Annotated in this window: 15 protein-coding genes; 10 read left to right on the top strand and 5 right to left on the bottom strand. The window is 44.9% G+C overall.

The annotated features are described in order from the left end of the window. Nucleotides 1–17: 17 nt before the first annotated feature. Nucleotides 18–548: a hypothetical protein gene (locus tag N4A56_RS07315; protein ID WP_295546167.1), complete on the bottom strand. Its 531-nt coding sequence runs from the start codon at nucleotides 546–548 to the stop codon at nucleotides 18–20. A gap of 612 nt (nucleotides 549–1,160) precedes the next feature. On the opposite strand from N4A56_RS07315, the gene N4A56_RS07310 reads away from it, so the two are divergent. Further along, entirely contained in the window at nucleotides 1,161–3,323 is a 2,163-nt protein-coding gene (locus N4A56_RS07310; protein WP_295546165.1) for a hypothetical protein, read from the top strand. A 123-nt stretch (nucleotides 3,324–3,446) separates the two neighbouring features. Here N4A56_RS07310 and trmFO read toward each other — a convergent pair whose 3' ends face one another. Next, nucleotides 3,447–4,796 (bottom strand): methylenetetrahydrofolate--tRNA-(uracil(54)-C(5))-methyltransferase (FADH(2)-oxidizing) TrmFO, encoded by a 1,350-nt coding sequence (gene trmFO, locus N4A56_RS07305; RefSeq protein WP_295546162.1) that lies wholly within the window; start codon nucleotides 4,794–4,796, stop codon nucleotides 3,447–3,449. A 147-nt stretch (nucleotides 4,797–4,943) separates the two neighbouring features. Continuing rightward, nucleotides 4,944–7,523: an alpha-glucan family phosphorylase gene (gene glgP / locus N4A56_RS07300; RefSeq protein ID WP_295546159.1), complete on the bottom strand. Its 2,580-nt coding sequence runs from the start codon at nucleotides 7,521–7,523 to the stop codon at nucleotides 4,944–4,946. 261 nt (nucleotides 7,524–7,784) lie between these two features. Here glgP and dut point away from each other — a divergent pair, with 261 nt between their 5' ends. The 7 genes from dut (at nucleotide 7,785) to N4A56_RS07265 (ending at nucleotide 14,114) form a co-directional block, all read left to right on the top strand. After that, entirely contained in the window at nucleotides 7,785–8,297 is a 513-nt protein-coding gene (gene dut / locus N4A56_RS07295; protein WP_295546157.1) for a dUTP diphosphatase, read from the top strand. Between the two features lie 45 nt (nucleotides 8,298–8,342). Further along, nucleotides 8,343–9,548 carry an aspartate aminotransferase family protein gene (locus N4A56_RS07290; RefSeq protein WP_295546155.1) on the top strand — a complete coding sequence of 402 codons (1,206 nt, stop codon included), beginning with the start codon at nucleotides 8,343–8,345 and terminating at the stop codon, nucleotides 9,546–9,548. Between the two features lie 633 nt (nucleotides 9,549–10,181). Beyond that, nucleotides 10,182–10,910 carry an amino acid ABC transporter ATP-binding protein gene (locus N4A56_RS07285; protein WP_293671401.1) on the top strand — a complete coding sequence of 243 codons (729 nt, stop codon included), beginning with the start codon at nucleotides 10,182–10,184 and terminating at the stop codon, nucleotides 10,908–10,910. A 58-nt stretch (nucleotides 10,911–10,968) separates the two neighbouring features. Then, complete coding sequence (locus N4A56_RS07280; RefSeq protein ID WP_295546151.1) at nucleotides 10,969–11,781, top strand: ABC transporter substrate-binding protein; 813 nt, start codon at nucleotides 10,969–10,971, stop codon at nucleotides 11,779–11,781. Between the two features lie 68 nt (nucleotides 11,782–11,849). Continuing rightward, nucleotides 11,850–12,551 carry an amino acid ABC transporter permease gene (locus N4A56_RS07275; protein WP_293671399.1) on the top strand — a complete coding sequence of 234 codons (702 nt, stop codon included), beginning with the start codon at nucleotides 11,850–11,852 and terminating at the stop codon, nucleotides 12,549–12,551. Nucleotides 12,552–12,562: 11 nt separating this feature from the next. Then, complete coding sequence (locus tag N4A56_RS07270) at nucleotides 12,563–13,255, top strand: amino acid ABC transporter permease (RefSeq protein ID WP_293671398.1); 693 nt, start codon at nucleotides 12,563–12,565, stop codon at nucleotides 13,253–13,255. Nucleotides 13,256–13,262: 7 nt separating this feature from the next. Then, nucleotides 13,263–14,114 carry a 50S ribosomal protein L11 methyltransferase gene (locus tag N4A56_RS07265; protein WP_295546147.1) on the top strand — a complete coding sequence of 284 codons (852 nt, stop codon included), beginning with the start codon at nucleotides 13,263–13,265 and terminating at the stop codon, nucleotides 14,112–14,114. Nucleotides 14,115–14,405: 291 nt separating this feature from the next. On the opposite strand, the gene N4A56_RS07260 is transcribed toward N4A56_RS07265, so the two are convergent. Both N4A56_RS07260 and N4A56_RS07255 read right to left on the bottom strand, forming a co-directional pair. After that, complete coding sequence (locus tag N4A56_RS07260) at nucleotides 14,406–16,373, bottom strand: cytochrome c biogenesis protein CcdA (protein ID WP_295546144.1); 1,968 nt, start codon at nucleotides 16,371–16,373, stop codon at nucleotides 14,406–14,408. A gap of 79 nt (nucleotides 16,374–16,452) precedes the next feature. After that, nucleotides 16,453–17,697 carry a M24 family metallopeptidase gene (locus N4A56_RS07255; RefSeq protein ID WP_295546141.1) on the bottom strand — a complete coding sequence of 415 codons (1,245 nt, stop codon included), beginning with the start codon at nucleotides 17,695–17,697 and terminating at the stop codon, nucleotides 16,453–16,455. Nucleotides 17,698–17,924: 227 nt separating this feature from the next. Here N4A56_RS07255 and N4A56_RS07250 point away from each other — a divergent pair, with 227 nt between their 5' ends. Next, entirely contained in the window at nucleotides 17,925–18,344 is a 420-nt protein-coding gene (locus N4A56_RS07250; protein ID WP_295546138.1) for a CoA-binding protein, read from the top strand. Continuing rightward, nucleotides 18,345–18,788, top strand: a complete 444-nt coding sequence (locus N4A56_RS07245; protein ID WP_293671393.1) for a YkgJ family cysteine cluster protein — start codon at nucleotides 18,345–18,347, stop codon at nucleotides 18,786–18,788. Nucleotides 18,789–19,037 lie beyond the last annotated feature (249 nt).

The raw sequence follows: 19,037 nt of genomic DNA, 5'->3' as shown, positions 1-19,037 counted from the left end.
TTCTTTTGAACAAGCTACTAGAACAGGTTAAGAGGCTCTAGCACATTTTCAACTAAATCTTCTGGTTCTTTCCAACCATGCAGAATGAAATGAAGCGAAGCCAGCATATGTGGCTCAAGCTCAATAAAGTCCGGTCCAATTTGCTCGCGCCCTTGTTCTGCATCAAGCCCTAAATTATGTGCAAGGTGTAATAACTCTGTCATCAGGTAAAAAACCTTGCCTTTTTCACGCAGCACATCACGCACTTCACTAATTCCCATTGCAGATTGCGGCACAATAATAATGCTGCCTTTTTCTTTGCACAATGCGTCAAGTTCTGCTGAAGAAGTAATTGCTTCCGGTGCTTGAACATCCATAGTTAGCTTTTGGGCAAGAAGTGCTGCCAGCTCTCCGCGTTTACTACCGGAAAAACCTATGAGGAATATATGTTGATCGGTGGTTGAAAAAGTATCGATCTCAGTTTTTTTTCCAAAAGTTATAGATGCATCTGCATTTTGTACTTCGGCTTTTTCTTGAATAAAGTGATCCGTGCTGTTGGTAGCTGCCATCTTGGAGTCTCCGGTTCTAAGATTGATGACAAATTTGCATAGTGCGCGTTATTGAACAGGCGTTAGTTGTTTTATGTGAACTGTGCCGTTCTCTTGAGCTTTTCTTCATGTTCACTCGGCAAATTTATTCTCAATCTTGCTGATTAGTTTTTGAGCATCCACAATCTACGTGGTTGCTTGTAGTTCTCGTCAATTCTTTTAGCGAGATATATCTGTGGGCACAATAGGTAAAAAGATTGTGAAGCTGATGGGCGATACTTGCAAAGAGAACACAAACTCCTTGTTACTAACGTATTAAAGAAGAAACGATGATAGCAGCACACGTTTGTAATTTAGAAAGCCACGCTAAACAACTTGCCTGATCGCGTTTTTCCTAGCAGTGTATGCGGCGCTTTACATCGCAAGTGCTGAACGAGGCAGAGCACACTCAGGGTAGATTTTCGAGAATGATGCGTTGCTGTGAAGACGTATTTGGGTTCTGTCTCCGCTTTTTTCTTTAACTTATTTGGGATGTCAGCACTTGTGTGATGAGTTTTGTTTGAATAAAAAACAGTATCTATGCGTTACGCATATGGCTGTGTCGCGAATATATGGCTTATTGCGGAGAGAGTTGTGAGAATAAAAAAATACAATTTGTTGCTGATTGTTGCGCTGCTTATGACTATGTTGGGTGGGTGTTCTGCTCAAAAAGAAACCCGTTCAGCAGCTTCTACAGGGCTGTCTTTGGAAGCTGAAACAATGGGCAGGGCTAATCCGGGGTATGTGCAGTGGCTTGAAAAGCAAGCCATGCTGAGTGCTTCAAAAGAATTAACTTCAGTTGTATCCGGCACTAATCTTTTTTGGCTTGGTCCATATGAAAAGCCGCGTGTCGAATTGATGCTTAACCTTGCTCCGGTGTGGATAACACTGGATGCAACCCGTACAATTGCGCCAAGTTCTGCCACTGTGCTGTCAGCATTGCAGAGGAATACATTTTTATCCACCATGAAAACATTGGGTGTGCGCGGTGTGCATATCAAATCAATGCGAGAGAGTGGTGCTATTTGGGGTAACCCGTCCGAACAGCGCCAGCTTGGTGATGATACTGTCAGCTATCTTTTTTCAAAAGGATTTGGTGATGAAGCTGGCTTTGATATGTTCGTACGAAAAGCAAATCAACAGGGGATGATAGTAGGCGATACCTCAGTTCCTTTTGCAACAGGACGGGGGGCAGACTACTTTTTAAGCACTCGCGGCATTGAATCATACAAAGGCTTATATTGTATGGTGGAGGTTCCCCGCGAGTTGTGGGAGGCTCTGCCAGAGATTACTGCACGTACCCGTGCGGTTCGTGTTGATGATATTTCGCTGGATAAGCTGCGCCGTGCCCGCATTCTTCCTCCTCCGCTTGTGCGCGAAGCGGCAGTTATTCCACTTACGCCTTTGCACTGGTATGCAACAGGTGTCGTGCAAGGGCTGGATGGAAATGGTCGCCGTTTTGTTTTTCTTGGATATGGTTCAGAAGCGCGTCCGCTGCTGAACTGGAATGACCCATCCAAGGCGGCACGGCGTTTAATTTCCGGTTCTCTTATACAAGAGATTGGAATGCTGCATGCCGCCGTGACAAGCGTCAGTGTTTCTCCTTTGTATGGGCTTGAACCATCGTATCCGAATGCAGAACGTTCTGGATTTGCCATCGGAGACACCGCAGTACAAGCTGCACGCGATATCGCGCAGGAAGTGCGACGATATGGCGGCTGGACATTCCTTGAAGACAATTTGCCGCTTCCTGATTTGAAAGCCGCGTCTGAAAAAGGTGTTGATTTCATAATGAATCATGCTGTGGCAACGGCTGCCCAGTATGCGTATGCAACAGGCGATGCGACGTTGTTAGATCAAAGCCTTTATAGTATCCTTCAAATGGGCTTTGACCAAAAGCGCTTTATCAATAGAATCCAGCCGGAGTCATACATTGATTTTTCCTTTCCGTTTATGTTCCATCCCGGGCATGAACGAAACAGGGCAATTCGGGAACAGTACTTTGAAACTGTCCGCCAGAAAATTTCTCAGAATGGTGGCGATGTCTTTTTCCATGGAAAACAATTGTATCTGACGCCAGCAGCATTTGTTGCAACCGTGCAGGGCATTCGAGATTTCCGGTATTTGACGAAAGAGCAGAAGCAGTCTGTAAGCAACGGTTTGAGCTTGTTAGGGCATTTTCAAGCTATGCAGCCGGGGCTGTTTATGCTTTCAGCGGATGAATTACTCGGCGTGCTGCCGTTATCTGCCGGACTGTTGGAGTATTCCACAGAACATGATGCATTGCGCCAAAACGTAGCTGGCGCATATGATGTGACGTCGCGTGCTGGTGGTAATATCCTTACAGAAATTGGGTTACCAAAAGCATCTACCGTGTTCGGTAAATTGGATGTTGATGTGCGGATGGAAGAGTCGTTTGCAGGCTCTATGCGTCGCATCATTAACGTTCGAAATGCTATGGGAATGCCACAAGCGACGCTCGTTCAACTGCCGCGAACACAACATAACGGATTGCTGATTCAGGTGTTTCAATTGCCGCAGAAAAATAGTTTGAATGCGACTGCGGCAGTGAATATATTTAACTTTTCCGATAAGCCAATGAAGGAAGATTTTTCTTTGTTGAAGAAAGTTACAAATGGAAAGGTTGTGCTTGAAGAAGTGCTGACAGGAGAAAAATTGCATGCTGTAAAAAAAGTTTTTTCAGTGTCTATTCCTCCACGCACAGGGCGAACGTATGTTGTACGTCCAATAAAGTAGGCTACTCGCAACGTGTTTTGGCTGCTAATCAAAACACCTTGTCTGGCGGTGTTTTGCCAATGGTAGCTTGTAGATAAAGAGCATATACAAAAAACGCGCTCCGTAATGGAGCGCGTTTTATAGTTATAAGCAGCAGTCGTTTAAAGCTTCTTCTTGTTCTGTAATCCATGCTGTAAAGCGTTCGCGTGCACGTTGTGCATACAGCAGCTTTCGTTCTTTTTTGCGTGCTTTTCTGTTCAGTTCAGGAGTGAGACCGAACTGGACGTTTGCAGGCTGAAAGTTCTTTTGCTCTGTACGAAGATGAGAAAGCAAGCCGCCAAGGCATGTTTCTGCCGGAGGCTCAGCGATGGCAAGTTTTTTGGCTTTAGCAGCCAGCACAATACCAAGCCAGAGACCGGAAGCAGCGGATTCAACATAGCCCTCAACACCGGTAATTTGACCAGCAAGATAGACATTAGGGCGGTTGTTTAATGCCAGTTCGGTATTCAGCGTCTTTGGTGCATTAACGTATGTGTTACGGTGGACACTGCCGTAACGAACGAATTCTGCATTTTCCAGACCCGGAATCATGCGGAAAATTCTATCCTGCTCTTTGTATTTGAGTTTGGTCTGGCAGCCTACAAGGTTAAACATAGATTTGTTTAAATTCTCTGTACGCAACTGCACCAAAGCAAACGGACGTTCTCCGGTACGCGGGTCGTTGAAACCAACAGGTTTGAAGGAACCGAACGCAAGAGTCATTTCTCCGCGTTCAGCAAGTGCTTCAATAGGCATGCAGCCTTCAAAATGGATTTCTTTTTCAAAATCTTTTGTAGGTGCTTTTTCTCCGCTGATAAGAGCCTCGCGCAGAGCGTGGTACTCTTCCTCGTTCAATGCGCAGTTCAGGTAGTCTTTGTCGTCTGGATTATAGCGAGAGCCCCAGAATGCAATATCCATGTTAACGGAATCAGCAGCAATAATCGGAGCAATTGCGTCATAAAAATATAGATGCGTTGTATCGATGGTAGCTGCGAGAGAATCACTGAGAGCTTCACTTGCAAGCGGACCTGCTGCAAGTACAACAGCGTCAAAGTCTTTAAGCTCTTCAGCATCCAGCGATGTGATTTCTTTATGCACGAGGGTGATGTTTTCATCCTCGGTGATGATTCTCGTAATGTAATCGCTGAACAACTCACGGTTAACCGCTAATGCTTTACCGGCAGGAACACGTGTAGCCTCTGCGGCTTCCAGCACAAGGCTGTCGAGTTCACGCATTTCTTGTTTAAGAACGCCTACCGCAGCCTCTGGCTGGTCGGAGCGGAAGGAGTTGGAACAAACAAGTTCTGCAAGTCCTTCGTAGGTGTGTGCCGGAGAATAATGCTCCGGTTTCATTTCAAATATGGTAACGGCGACTCCGGCACGGGAAAGTTTGCGTGCACACTCGCAGCCTGCAAGACCGCCGCCTATGATAGCAATGTTGGATAGTTCTGACACAGAAGCCTCCTATGGGAATGTGCGTCCAATAGACCATTGGCTTCAGTTTAGCAACACTTTTAGAAAGGGCGAAGAGGCAATGGTGCTTCTTCGCCCTTATATATAATGTTACGTTGGGGTGAAAAATCTGTGTTGCTGATGGCTACTCTAGAGCATTTCTTGCGGTACAGCCCAGCGGATAAGCCCAAGTGAGCGAGGGTCAATAAGAAGAGGGTGGGTAGGAATGACACGAATTGTGTATCCGAACCGTCCTGGTTTTGAAGGTGTAACTTCACCTTCAAAATGTTGCCAGCCATCTGCGTCAGTATCCCCCACAGGGGTAAGCCTTTTAATATTGCGGGAGGCAAATTCTCCATTTTGTTGTACTTGCCCAAAATATGCTTCGGTAAGAATGCTGTCACGGTGGATGCCGTTAAGTTTGACATCAACGCTGATGAGAATTGATTCTCCCACAAATGTTTCTTCTTTGATTTGAACATGAGCGTTGCGGAGGTTCACGCCGCTCCATTTGGTCATAATGTCTGTACGCCAGTCTGCAAGCTCACGTGCTGGTTGAAAATCGTAGCGTGAGAGCTTGATATAATTATCGTATGCCGGTTTGTACGCTTTGTTGACATAATCTATGACCATACGATGTGAGTTGAACTCCGGTCCCAGTGTCGTAAATGCTTTTTTCATGCGGCGAATCCACTGACGAGGAAGTCCGCCGCGTCCTCGATCATAAAATTCCGGTATGATCTCAAATTCAAGCACGTTGAACAGCGTTCGAAGTTCCACATAGTCCTGATAATCAGGGTCGTTGTATTCTTCACCTTTACCGATTGCCCAACCAATGCTGTTGTCCGGCAAGTATGCTTCATCCCACCAGCCATCTAGTGTACTGAATGTAAGCGCACCGTTAAAAATAGCCTTCATGCCGCTGGTTCCGCATGCTTCGTATGGTCTGCGTGGTGTGTTTAACCATATGTCACAACCAGCAAGCATATGTTTTGCAATTTCCATGTCGTAATCTTCCAGAAAAACCATGTGGAAGCGGTAATCAAGGCTGCGGCAAGTTGATACAATTTCCTTAATGAATTTTTTACCTTCACTGTCCGCAGGGTGGGCTTTGCCTGCAAATACGAACTGGATAGGTCTATCCGCATCTTTGAACAGGCGCAGCAGTTTGTCTTTTTCACGCATAATCAGCGTTGCGCGTTTGTACGTTGCAAAACGTCTGGCAAAACCGATGGTTAACGCTTGAGGGTTGAGGATTTCATCGGCATTTTGGATTTCCTGTTTCCGTGCTCCGTGTGCCTGTAGCTGTTCACGTAAGCGCACGCGAGCAAAATCTACAAGTCGTGCACGCAGGCGTTCATGTGTTCGCCACAATTCAGCGTCCGAAATATTCGCGGCACGGCTCCAGATTGTTTTGCAATCCGGGTCTTCCCGCCAGTTATTACCGAGGTATCTGTCAAAGACTTCGCGCATGTCATCAGCAGTCCACGTTGCGGCATGAATACCATTTGTCAGGGCAGAAATGGGAATGTCATCATGCGGGTAGAGCGGCCATAGTGATTTCCACATTCTGCGGGATACGTGTTTGTGTAGTTTAGATACCCCGTTATTGAAGCGGGAAAGCTTGAGTGCCAGCACGGTCATGCAGAAATCTTCTTGATCGTCGAAAGGATTTTCGCGCCCGAATGACAAAAATACTTTGAATGCGAGTCCAAGGTCGCGCGCATAATCTGAAAAATATTGTTCCATAAGTTCAGGGCTGAACCGATCATTGCCAGCTGGCACTGGTGTATGCGTCGTAAAGATGGAGCTTGATGCCACAATTTCAGAAGCAGATTCAAAGGAAAGACCTTTTCGCATGAAACTTCGGATACGCTCAACTCCGGCAAAGGCGGAGTGCCCTTCGTTCATATGGATAACTTGCGGGTGATATCCGCATACCTCTAGTACCTTCATTCCGCCGATACCCAGCAGGATTTCCTGCCAGAGGCGCATTTCTTTATCACCACCGTACAGACTTGCGGTAATGGAACGAAGCTCAGGCGGGTTCTCAGCAATTTCTGTATCCATTAATAGAAGAGTAACGCGCCCTACATTGGCTTTCCAAATTTGCGCTTTAAGCCTTCGCGTTCCCAGAGGAATATCTATTTGAATGTGGTTGCCGCTTTCATCTTCCATAGGCTGAATAGGGATTTGGTCAAAGTCTAGATCAGGATATGATTCCTGCTGCCAGCCATCCGGTGTGAGGTACTGACGGTAGTAACCGTGCTTGTAGAGTAGACCTATCCCAACAAGCGGAATATTTAAATCGGACGCAGATTTTAAATGATCGCCCGCAAGTATTCCCAATCCACCGGAATAAATAGGCATACAGCTGGCTATGCCGAATTCAAAACTGAAATATGCAATTGCAGGGTGTTCCGGTGATGCGCCCTCAATCATAGGTGCAGGGCGGTCTTCGAAATATTCGTTAAGCGTATCTATAGTGAGCTTGAGCCGTGATTGAAAAAAAGGATCTTTTGCAACGGTGGCTAGGCGCTTTGGGGATACAAGATGGAGAAAAAGCAAAGGGTTATGGCTTGTTTTTGACCACAGTTGCTGATCTATCTGCTTAAATACATCGTCAGTATGCCCGCACCATGTAAAGCGGAAGTTATAAGCGAGTCTCCATAAATCTTCCAGACCTTCAGGAAGCTTAGGAATTACGTTGAATATTTTTAACGGCTGCATGCAATTTCTCCTGCGTAGATTAGAGCATTTAAGCACTGTTATGCCACAGAGTAGTTTTTTTTCGCAGGGTTTTTGATGATTAATCAGCGCTCAATAAGAACGGGAAGATAGCTATCTTGCCGGATTATTTTTAGTAACAGGGAATCTGTGCTGTACTTATAATTCGAACAGTGAAAACGTACTTTCGCTTCTTTACTCTCCAGCGTGTCTGGAATATTGATTGCGTTTGTTTGACCAACTTTAGAATTTTTGGAGTACTCTGTGAGCAATCACGACTCGTTATCTAATACCATGTCATTACAGCTGAATGTGCGTTTTTTGCGTAATTCAGCCGCTGATTTATATAGTGCTGGGGAAGACGGAGCATCCGGACTTGCATATGCAACCCCGTATTCTGCGGGACTGGATTTGCGTGCCTGTTTTGAAGAGGAAGAAATTACCATTCCAGCTGGTGGTCGGTATCCTATTCCGGCAGGCATTGCGATTGACCCGCAATGCAATGCTGTAGCTGGATTTATTTATTCACGCAGCGGGCTTGGCACTAAGAAGGGACTCACTGTCAGTCAAGGTGTCGGTGTTGTTGACCCTGATTATCGTGGAGAAATTTTTATTTCCCTGTTGAACACCTCTGGTGAAACGCGTGTGATTAAACGCGGTGAGCGTGTTGCACAGCTTGTTTTTCAACCGTTTTTCCGTGCTCAAATTTCTGTAGTGGATTCATTGGAAGAAACTGAGCGTGGTGAAGGCGGTTTTGGACATACCGGAACCATGTAGTAACAACCTGTAACCCGCAGTGAGCGGTAAAAAGCGGAAATTAGAATGAGTACCAGTTTTGATGCATTGAAACAGCGTGAAGAGAAGCTTTTATGCCGCACTTACGGGCGTTATCCCCTTGCTATTGAGCGAGGCGAAGGTGCTCGTTTGTATGACTTTGAAGGTAAAGAATATATCGACTTGTTAGCCGGAATCGCCGTGACCAACATTGGGCATTGTCGACCGGAGCTTGCAGATGTGATGGCAGAGCAGGCGCGAAAGCTCGTGCATGTAAGTAACCTGTTTTATCAGGAAGAACAGCTCGAGCTTGCAGAAAAAATTCTTGCCACCTGTCATTTTGATAAAGCGTTTTTCTGTAACTCCGGTGCAGAAGCAAACGAAGCTGCTATTAAAATTTGCCGACGATATACACAGCGGGTTAAAGGGCGTGATGCAGGTGAAATCATCACTTTTAGCGGTGCGTTTCATGGTAGAACACTTGCCACTGTAGCTGCTACAGGACAGGCAAAATTTGCTGACGGATTTGCCCCTATCCCGCAAGGCTTCCGGCAAGTTCCTTGGGGTGATTTAGCGGCTCTTGAAGAGGCGATTGCAGAATCTACCGCAGGTGTACTTGTGGAGGTTATTCAAGGTGAGGGCGGTATTCGTCCGATGACTGAAGAGTTTGCAAAAGGCGTTGAACGCATTTGTCGTGAAAAGGACATCCTGTTTATGGTGGATGAAATCCAGACAGGACTGTGCCGTACTGGCAAATTCTGGGCGCACCAGCTCTTTGATTTGAAGCCGGATGTCATGACATGCGCAAAAGCATTGGCGAACGGTTTACCAATGGGAGCGATGCTTTGTTCTGAGGAGGTTGCTCAAGGTTTTGAACCGGGGAGCCATGCGACAACGTTTGGTGCAGGCGCAGTGCTTTCTGCTGTGGCAGCCAAAGTTATCGACATAATGGTGGACGAAAAGCTTGCAGACCAAGCGCGTGATCTTGGTGAATATGCGATGAACGCTTTTCGGGAAATCGGAAAAAAATGTCCGGGGACAATTGATGATGTCCGAGGACATGGGCTTATGATTGGCATTGTGCTTACAGAAAATGGTAAGGAAATCTGGGAGGCTCTGGTTGAGCGCGGGTTTATTTTGAATCTCACTCAGGAGCGTGTTTTGCGCTTAGTTCCGCCACTCGTCATTTCTAAAGATGATATTGATGTATTCGCAAGTGCACTTGAAGAGCTTCTTTCTCAAAAAATGAAGTAACGCTAACTTTTCCATAGATGTAAATCCCCGTTTCGAAAGAAATGGGGATTTTTTTTTATTTTTTTACAATTTTTTTTGCGCGGTAATTTATAACAGCATAAATTGTAATGACAAACAGGGTTGTCGGCGTAATTGTCGACAATCTTGTTGCTGATAAACCGCTAAGATAGTGGTAGTGTTTTGAGGTTCAAAATAAAAATTACAAAAAAGTAAAAGTCGCAAACAACCCTTTTTTAGAGGGTAAAAAGTCGTTTTGGTGTGAATTAAAATTGTATGCTGCGGGCGTGGTAGAGAAAAATATAGTATGAAGAAATTTAATTATAATTATCTATAATAATTATGGTAAATATAAAATGTTTGTGCGTGCAATTAAATACGATAGCATCTTTTTTTACGACAATTGGCGTTGAGTTGACAAAAAATAAAATACTCATGTAATAAGATTGGGAGGTTAGAGAAATTTGCGTTGATGGGGGTATGGGGTTTTACTTTTTAAGAATTTAAAAAAAATCTCCAGATTTTATCTCCACTATTAGAATTTACTCCTCTTTTGAACGCTTCTTTTTTCTTTTTTTTAAATAACAAAAATGGAAACGAGTGCTACTGTAGTACTCGGCATAGGGTGTATTCTTCATGGCGATGATTGAAATCAAGGATATTAACAAATGGTATGGCGACTTTCACGTACTTAAAAACGTGAGCGAAAAGGTCGAGCAAGGTGAGGTGCTTGTTATTTGTGGACCTTCAGGCTCTGGTAAATCAACCTTTATTCGTTGTATCAACCGTCTTGAAGAAATCCAGAAGGGTGAAATTTTGCTGGAAGGACATTCCATTCATGCTGATGACGTAAATGTAAACGATTTGCGTACAGAAGTGGGTATGGTTTTTCAGCAATTCAACTTGTACCCGCATTTGACCGTTCTCGATAATGTGACACTTGCACCTATTAAAGTGCGCAGCATGCCTAAGGCGCAAGCTGAAGAGCTTGCCATGAAGTTGCTTGAACGTGTCGGTATTAACGATCAGGCAAGCAAGTATCCTATCGAATTGTCAGGTGGTCAGCAGCAGCGCGTAGCTATTGCCCGTGCTCTTGCAATGAAGCCGAAAGTTATGCTGTTTGACGAACCTACATCCGCACTTGATCCAGAAATGATTAACGAAGTTCTCAACGCTATGAAAGATCTTGCTCGCGAAGGTATGACAATGCTTTGCGTAACTCACGAAATGGGCTTTGCCCGTGAAGTGGCTGATCGCGTGATCTTTATGGATGGCGGAGAAATTGTTGAAGAGGGAACGCCTGAACATTTTTTCAGTAACCCTCAGCATGAGCGAACAAAGGCTTTCTTGAAAGAAATCCTCTAGAATAAAGCGAGCTTGCCTTTTGGTGTAAGCTCTGGACCAGCTAAATAGGAGTAAGTATATGAAACGTTTTGTGCTGATGGCATTGACTTTATGTCTCGTATTGACCTGCACTACTGCTTTTGCGGGTAAGATTGACGACATTAAAGCACGTGGTGCGTTAGTTTGCGGCGTTAAAGATTCTGTAGTTCCTTTTGGTTACGTAGATCAGGCATCAAGCCAGCTTGTAGGTTTTGATGTAGATATCTGCCGTGCGATTGCAAAAGAACTTGGCGTAGAACTGCAACTGAAGACTGTTACTTCCTCCACACGTATTCCGATGGTTGTTAACGGACAGATTGATATTGCTGCTGCTACAATGACACATAAACATGCTCGTGATGAAGTTATCGATTTCTCCATTACATACTTCATGGATGGTCAAAAACTGCTCGTAGCTAAAGATTCCGGCATCAAATCTGCTGTTGATCTTGCAGGTAAGAAAGTTGCAACTGTAAAAGGTTCTACTTCTGAGAAAAACATCAAAAATGCTCAGCCAAAAGCTCGTGTACTGTCTTTTGATGAGTACCCACAGGCATTCCTTGCTCTTAAACAAGGTAAAGCTGTTGCGGTAACTACTGACTCAACTATTCTTCTCGGTCTTAAAAATTCTGCTCCAGACCCATCCAAATGGGAAATTGTTGGTGAGTACATTGCAGCCGAACCATACGGTCTTGGCATTGCAGAAAACGACTCTGATTTCCGCGATCTCATCAACAAAACTCTTAACGACTTATGGCGTTCCGGCGAATACCAGAAAATTTACAATAAATGGTTTGGTAAAGACTCCAACTACTACCTGCCTCTTACATGGCAGATGGAACTGTGGCCATAAGCTCTAACTAACCGGTAAAGAGCGCAATGGCTGCATTGCGCTCTTTGTTTTACTGTTTCGAGGATGTTTTGAATTATACGTTCGATTGGAATAAAGTTCTCTCCGGTGAATATCTGGATTGGATTATAAGCGGGGTGGGCGTTACTCTGCAGATTTCTGCGGTTTCGCTGTTTATTGCTCTGCTACTCGGTACTGCCATCGCTGTAATGCGCATGACAAAGGTTAAGCCGCTTATCTGGTTCAGTGCTTCGTTTACTGAATTTTTCCGTAATACCCCGCTCCTTGTACAAATATTTTTCTGGTACTTCGGTGCAGATAGTCTGTTGCCGCAATTTGCTCTTGATTGGCTTTATGAACAGGATTTTGAATTCTGTGCAGGCGTTATTGCACTGTCTGTTTACACAGCAGCATTTATTGCTGAAGAGATTCGTGCAGGCGTAAACTCCATTCCAAAAAACCAATTGGAAGCATCCCGCGCTTGCGGTCTGACGTTTGTTCAGGCGATGCGGTATGTTATTTTGCCTCAGGCATTTAGAATTATTGTGCCGCCGATGATCTCGCAGGCACTTAACCTTGTTAAAAACTCTTCTCTTTGCATGACTATCGGTGTTGCAGAGTTAACGTACATGGCACGACAGATTGAATCGTACACCTTCCGCGGGTTCGAGGCATTCACCATCAGTACGCTTATCTATCTGTGTATCTCATTGATAGTTTCCTTCTCCATCAACTTCTACAACAAGCGCTACTTGCGTGCTGTCAGCTATTAGGAGAATCGATCATGCAATGGGATATTGTAATAGATAACTTTCCGTACCTCCTGTGGGGTGCATATCCTCAAGGACCGCTGGGTGGTCTCGCACTGAGTATTGTGCTTTCAATAGGTGGTATTTTCGGTGCGTTTTGGATTGGTCTTGTTGCCGGTTTAATGCGTCTTTCAAAGCGCTGGTACATTAAGTATCCATCTGTAATCTATATTGAGATTATTCGTGGCGTACCTTTGCTGATGCTTATTTTCTGGTTTTATTTCCTTGCACCGATTCTGTTAGGAAAAACGTTACCGGAAGCAGAATCCGCGTTAGTGGCTTTCATCGTATTTACTGGTGCATATATCGGCGAAATCGTCCGTGCCGGTGTTATTGCACTGCCACGAGGACAGATGGAAGCAGCCCGAGCTGGCGGTCTCACACATTTGCAGGCGATGCGGTATGTTATTTTGCCGCAAGCATTGCGGAATATGATTCCTTCTTTTGTTAACCAGTTTGTATCATTAACTAAAGATACATCTTTGGCATACGTTATTGGTGTTGTAGAACTTACTCGTGCAGCTGTACAGGTGAACAATCGTACTCTTTCTGCTCCTATGGAGATCTATCTTACCATCCTTGTCATGTACTTCGTGATTTGTTACGTCCTTACAGCCTTGAGTCGCAAACTTGAAAAGAAAATGGCTCGATATCAGGCAAGAGGATAATTAATTTATGTCAGACCTTGTCAGACTGGAAATACGTGTACCTGAGCAAATGCAGGATATGGCGACACTCGTCATGGTTCAGCAGCTTAATTATGGATGGGAAGAAGAAAATCTTCCTACCGGTGATATTCTTTATCGTGTCCACATTGAAAATCCCGCTTTCTGTGAAGAGTTTATGGCTGCACTCCATAGCTCGTTACCGGAAGTAGATGTGGTTCGTAAGGACGTTCCAAATCAGGATTGGATGCAAGCGTGGCGCGAGTTTTTCACGCCGGTTGAAATTGGTGAACACTTTAAGGTTATTGCGCCGTGGATGCGGGGTAAGGAACCTCTGGAAGGACGTACACCAATTGTGATTGAACCGAAAACTGCGTTCGGTACCGGACATCATCCGACTACTGCGCTGTGCCTTTCTGCTGTTTCAAAACTTGCATCCGAAGGACGCATTCATGAGGGGCAGAGCTTCCTTGATCTTGGAACAGGCTCCGGTATTCTTGGAATTGGCTGTGTTAAGCTTGGGCTTACCGGCGTAGGCGTTGATATCGATATGCTCGCTATCGAAAATACAGAAGAAAACAAAGTTCTCAACGATGTTTCTTCCGATGCTTTCGAAGTATATCAAGGTTCTGCTGATGCAGTATGTGGTGATTTTGACGTTGTGCTTGCTAATATTTTAGCGCGTCCTTTAATGGAGATGGCGGTAGAAATTATCAAGCTCGTTAAACCGGGTGGCTGCCTTGTTCTTTCCGGTCTGCTCGCAATTCAGGCAGATCAAGTTGAAGCTGTTTACAGAGAATTGGGGCTTCCAGAAGCACGCCGTATCATCGAAGGTGAATGGGCTGCACTTATCTGGGAATAACTCGTTCTCCTACGTTCTGGTAGCGTTCTTACATTTACCAGTTCTATTGATTCTAAAAATCCTCGTTGCATAAGCTACGAGGATTTTTTTGTTGCTTTGAGCAGGTAGCTCGAGTCTCTCTGATGTAGAGCATTGTCGCGCCGAAACCTATACTAAAAAACAGAGTGACTCGCGTAATGGGGGATGCAAGGGGCTTCATAATCCCCTGCCCGTCGGATACAAAAAAGAAACCCCTTCGTTTAGCATGATGGGCATGTCACGAAGGGGCTTTATTTCGCAGTGTAGCTTCAGCTACTTAAATGCTTCTCGTAATGCATCTTCCATCTGTCCTGATGTAAAGATGTCGCGCAGCACGACAGGAGAGTGCGCTTTTTCTCCTTTAGGGAAAATAGCCACCACAGGGATAGAGTTGGAACCAAGGGCTTCAAGGAATTGCTGCTTCTCAGCATCTTCTTTTGTCAGGTCAACTTTAATGAATATCACATTGTACTTTTCTTCCCACCGGAGACGATTTTCCGGTGTGAGTACTGTACGTTCTAATACTTTGCAGTTCGGACACCAGTCGGCTGTAAAATCTACGATTATGCGCTTGTTTTTGAATTCGGTGAAAAACAGGTCAGGTGTAAACGAATTCCAACGCCGTGCTTGTGGTTCTTCTTTAAGCGCTACAGACATGGTGAGAACAACAAAGAGGGCGCATAGAGATCGCACAATAATGTTCCGCTTTCTGGAAAATGAGAGTCCTGAGAAACGTCCCCATGCCCATGCAGCAATAGCTGATGCCCAAAGGACTATAAGCATGTCGGGGAGGATTTCTATTGGAAGTACATAGAGCATGTACACAACTGTTCCCATGAGGAAAAATCCGACAATATGAGAGAGCGTGCCTGTCCATGCTCCGGGGCGCGGGAAGCGGTTAATTAAGTCTGGCACAACAGCCATGGCAAGATATGGCAGAGCCATTCCCAATCCTACAGAAAGAAAAATAATAACCAGAATACCAACAGGTTGTAAAAAAGCCCAGCCTAAGACGCCGCCAAGAAATGGACCACTGCAAGGCGTTGCCAATACTGTGGAAAGTAGTCCTGTTGAATAGGCACTCCATTTGTCGTTACCGTTTTGTGTGCCACGTCCTGTAAGGCTGAACATCGGAAGCGGGAATATATCGAAAATAGATAATGCGAGCACAAAAATAAGGATAGTCAGCCCAATCAGCAGGTTTTCATTTTGGAAAAGTTGTCCCCATGCCAGACCAAAGCTGGTGAGCACAATTGTAAGGAGGGAGAACCATGTAAGAATGCCGAGAGCAAAGTACAAGTTGTGCTCACGGAACATATGCTTGCGGTGTTGGTCATCTGTAATTTGTGCAGCTGCAACCAGTGATGAAAGCTTTAAACTGATGACAGGCAAAACGCACGGCATAAAGTTAAGGATAAAGCCAGCAATCAAACCGAAAAGTATTGCTTTGCCAAGTGTTGAAACTTCCAGTGCTTTCAGAAAGTAGCGGGGCGTGAATTTGTACTCATGCTTTGGGGCAAGGTTGCGTTTGGGCATGAGCGAAACGGACGTTTCAGATGATGTGGTTCCCCCTAGCGAAGACGTTTTGCCATGCAAACTCGAAGACAGGCTTTTGCCGGAACCGGAAGATGATGGCAGTTGTACGCCCAATTTTTTAGCAAGGTCTGCATTTTTGCTACTAGAAGGTGTGGAACTACGTACAGCCGTATCCGGTGCAACTGGTGTGATGGCTGAATATTGTTTCCACCACGGCTGCGTTTCTGCTTCGGTCAACGTGTCAGTCTTCCATGTGACAGGAATAGATTTGCGTACCGGTGCACACCGGACATTAGAACAAAGAAGAAGAGAGACTGTCAGGTCTGCTTTACCCGCTTTTGCATCGGGAATGGTAATATAAAATTCTTCTGCACCTTCATAAAGGTACGTTGTTTTATTCTTTAAAATCGGGTCGGGAGATTTAACTCCGGCAGGATACCGTACAGTTGTCCCTTCCGGAGAAGGGGAGACAGCAATGGATGTTGGTTTGCCTGTGTCACCTTGTTGTCGTGAATAGAAATGGTACTCGGCATCAGGTGTAATCTGCATTTTGATGACAATGGCGTTATCTTGGCTCGCTGAAATGAAAGGTTCAGCAGAAAATTGTACAGGTGCGTCTGCCGCAAGGGCAAGAGAAGTTGCAGCCAGTACAAGCAGGAAAGTTGTAATGAGAGTATAAAGTCGCTTTGTCTGTTTCATATTCATGTTATGATGGATTTCCAAATTTTTAGCTAGCATGATTGGAAGATTCAACCATGCTAACCAAAAATATAGTTAAAACAAGTTATTCAATGCAAATCATCTCGAATGAATCACCTGTCAGACATGTGCTAGCGTTATCTGTTATTTCGAATGTGTTTTCGACGCCGACCATACCAATGCCTTGTATGCCTATCTTTGGCTCCAGTGCAATGACGTTGCCTTTTTCCAAGGGGGCGTCAAAGCCAGTTGCAATAACAGGATGTTCATCAATCCCAAGTCCGATGCCGTGCCCAACGAATTTCACTTTGTTGTTGCCAAGCCCCATGAAACCATCTTCAAATCCGGCACGTTCTGCCATTGAAAGAGCTTTTTTGTATAAGAGTGAAGGAGTACTGCCGACTCGAAGCTCAGCAGCGAGAGTTTGTTGAATTTCAATGCAGGTGTCGTGTGCGTTTCGGACAATATCAGGAATGGAACTGCGAGAGCCAGCCCAATACACTTGTGTTTTATCAGTGTGGTAACCTTCCAGAGCAAAGCCGATATCAACAGTCAATGGTGACTTGCTGCGCCAAACTTTGCCGGAGTAGCCCATGAACGGTGTCGCTGGATGTTCCCCCATTAATCCTAGTGGGCCATTAAAATGGCTTGGGTAGTTTCCAGATTCACCTGCGGCAATATGACCAAGGAAAATATCTTCGCCAAATGTGTTCATGCGTAACATTCCGCAATGTCCCTTAGCAAAAAATATTTCCCATGACCTGTGAGCAACGTCACGTTCTGTCATGCCAATGTGCAGCTTGCGGGGGAGGTCGTGGTATAATGCTTTGTGATGGCGCGCACCACTGAGGCGAAGTTTTTTCAATTCCCACTCTGTCTTAACAGAGCGTGCTGCTGTGAGAACGCGATCACATGGGATAAAAGAAAGGTGTGGTAATTTTTTTCGTAGAAGATCGCCGAGCTGCCATGTGAGTCCTGCAAAATCTACCGCCACATCTGCGGCTTCTGCTGGAAGAAGCGGACTTCCAGCATTGCTAACGATGGATTCTATATCGCTAAATGAGCGGAATGGATGAATCTCCTCAATTGCGCTTTCAAGCCTGCATCGTTCTATGCCGTGCCGAGCCATGAGAACGGGCTTACCCTCTTTAGGTAGCCAGAAGATTCCGTTAGCCAGAGTACCTGTCAGGTAGTAGAGCTGGATACGGGAGAATACGAGCATGCCGGAGGCTTCCGGCATAAACCGGTTGAGTATGTCGCGGCATCGTGCATGGCGTAATGCAAGCTCTTCCGCAGGTATTTTTTCGATAACTGGTAGAATCTTTGTCATAATAGCTCCTTAGATATGCCAGTTGGTTATATGCCAATCTGACTCTGTGAGCAATGGTGTTATGAACTTCTGGTGTTCATATCAAATACAGTATACAGAAACCAGTGATTGACGTAGGCGGTTATTTAGTATGTTGCTGAAGGCAATATGCTACAATGGTCTCCAGATTTATTGTCAGCCGGAGGCAGCTACTTTGACTGCCTTGTATTTTTTTCTGAGAGGAAATTATGATTTTTGATGAATCCATGCGTAAAGCTCTTACCGATGCAAAGGTGATTGCGATAATCGGTGCCAAAGATAAGGCTGGTCAGCCTGTCGATAGGGTTGGAACGTATCTTATCGATCAAGGATATACTGTTATTCCAGTGCATCCTGTTCGGCAGAATGTATGGGGTTTAGTCACATATAAGTCCATAGCAGATATCCCTGTTCCAATTGATATTGTTAATGTATTCCGTGCATCTCAGTATTGTGCAGCCCATGCAGACGAGGTGCTTGCGTTGGAGCATAAGCCGAACATGTTCTGGATGCAGTCTGGAATCAGAAGTCAGGACGCTGGCGAAAAACTTGCTGCCAATGAGATTGCTGTTGTTGAAGATAAATGCATTATGGTTGAACACAGCAGACTCGGTTTGGAGAGTATATAAATGAAAGAAGCATTTGATTGCCAGATGTGTGGACATTGTTGTGAAGGTGAGGGCGGTATTATTGTCAGCCCGACAGACCTTGTTCGCATTACCGAACACTTACAGATGTCTGCCGAAGAATTTACAGAAAAATATGGCGAAGTAAAAGACGGCAAACTAAGAATTCGTGTAGGTGAAGATAACTACTGTATATTCTTTGTACAATCTAAAGGCTGCGGCGTACATATTGCTAAGCCGGATATTTGTCGTGCATGGCCGTATTTCCGTGGTAACATTGTTGATTCGGAGTCTTGGGAAATGGCTAAAGACTTTTGCCCGGGCATCCGAAGAGATGTAAGCCATGATGAATTTGCAGCGCAAGGTCGAGACTATTTGCGCGAACATAATTTGCTTGCCAGTGACAAACACTGTGAGGCTCGTGCTCTTATCTTAGATGATGAATAAGAGGGCATAACCTTACGCGTTGCGATTTTTCTGAAAGGCTGGGTATTCATAAGAGTGTACTTTTATGAAACCGGCCTTTTTTTATATATACTGTTAGAATGTTGTATATTCCGTGCAGTTGCGGTGCGTTATTGTATGATGCGTGCCTAAGTTGTATCTGCTTATATACAAGTAAAATGGAGCAAACGCTTTTTCAGGTAAAACTGGCTTAATTTCCATGCTGTGTATATAAAAGGTATTTTTCTTGAA

Source organism: Halodesulfovibrio sp. (genome assembly GCF_025210605.1).
Classification (GTDB): domain Bacteria; phylum Desulfobacterota; class Desulfovibrionia; order Desulfovibrionales; family Desulfovibrionaceae; genus Halodesulfovibrio.
Note: the sequence above shows the minus strand (reverse complement) of the source record. Positions and strands in the feature narration are given on the sequence as shown.

Excerpts from the sequence above, each read along its gene's own strand:
- N4A56_RS07315 (WP_295546167.1), bottom strand. The coding sequence starts at position 548 with ATGGCAGCTACCAACAGCACGGATCACTTTATTCAAGAAAAAGCCGAA.
- glgP (WP_295546159.1), bottom strand. The coding sequence starts at position 7,523 with ATGCAGCCGTTAAAAATATTCAACGTAATTCCTAAGCTTCCTGAAGGT.
- N4A56_RS07290 (WP_295546155.1), top strand. The coding sequence starts at position 8,343 with ATGAGTACCAGTTTTGATGCATTGAAACAGCGTGAAGAGAAGCTTTTA.
- N4A56_RS07285 (WP_293671401.1), top strand. The coding sequence starts at position 10,182 with ATGGCGATGATTGAAATCAAGGATATTAACAAATGGTATGGCGACTTT.
- N4A56_RS07280 (WP_295546151.1), top strand. The coding sequence starts at position 10,969 with ATGAAACGTTTTGTGCTGATGGCATTGACTTTATGTCTCGTATTGACC.
- N4A56_RS07270 (WP_293671398.1), top strand. The coding sequence starts at position 12,563 with ATGCAATGGGATATTGTAATAGATAACTTTCCGTACCTCCTGTGGGGT.
- N4A56_RS07265 (WP_295546147.1), top strand. The coding sequence starts at position 13,263 with ATGTCAGACCTTGTCAGACTGGAAATACGTGTACCTGAGCAAATGCAG.
- N4A56_RS07260 (WP_295546144.1), bottom strand. The coding sequence starts at position 16,373 with ATGAATATGAAACAGACAAAGCGACTTTATACTCTCATTACAACTTTC.
- N4A56_RS07255 (WP_295546141.1), bottom strand. The coding sequence starts at position 17,697 with ATGACAAAGATTCTACCAGTTATCGAAAAAATACCTGCGGAAGAGCTT.
- N4A56_RS07250 (WP_295546138.1), top strand. The coding sequence starts at position 17,925 with ATGATTTTTGATGAATCCATGCGTAAAGCTCTTACCGATGCAAAGGTG.
- N4A56_RS07245 (WP_293671393.1), top strand. The coding sequence starts at position 18,345 with ATGAAAGAAGCATTTGATTGCCAGATGTGTGGACATTGTTGTGAAGGT.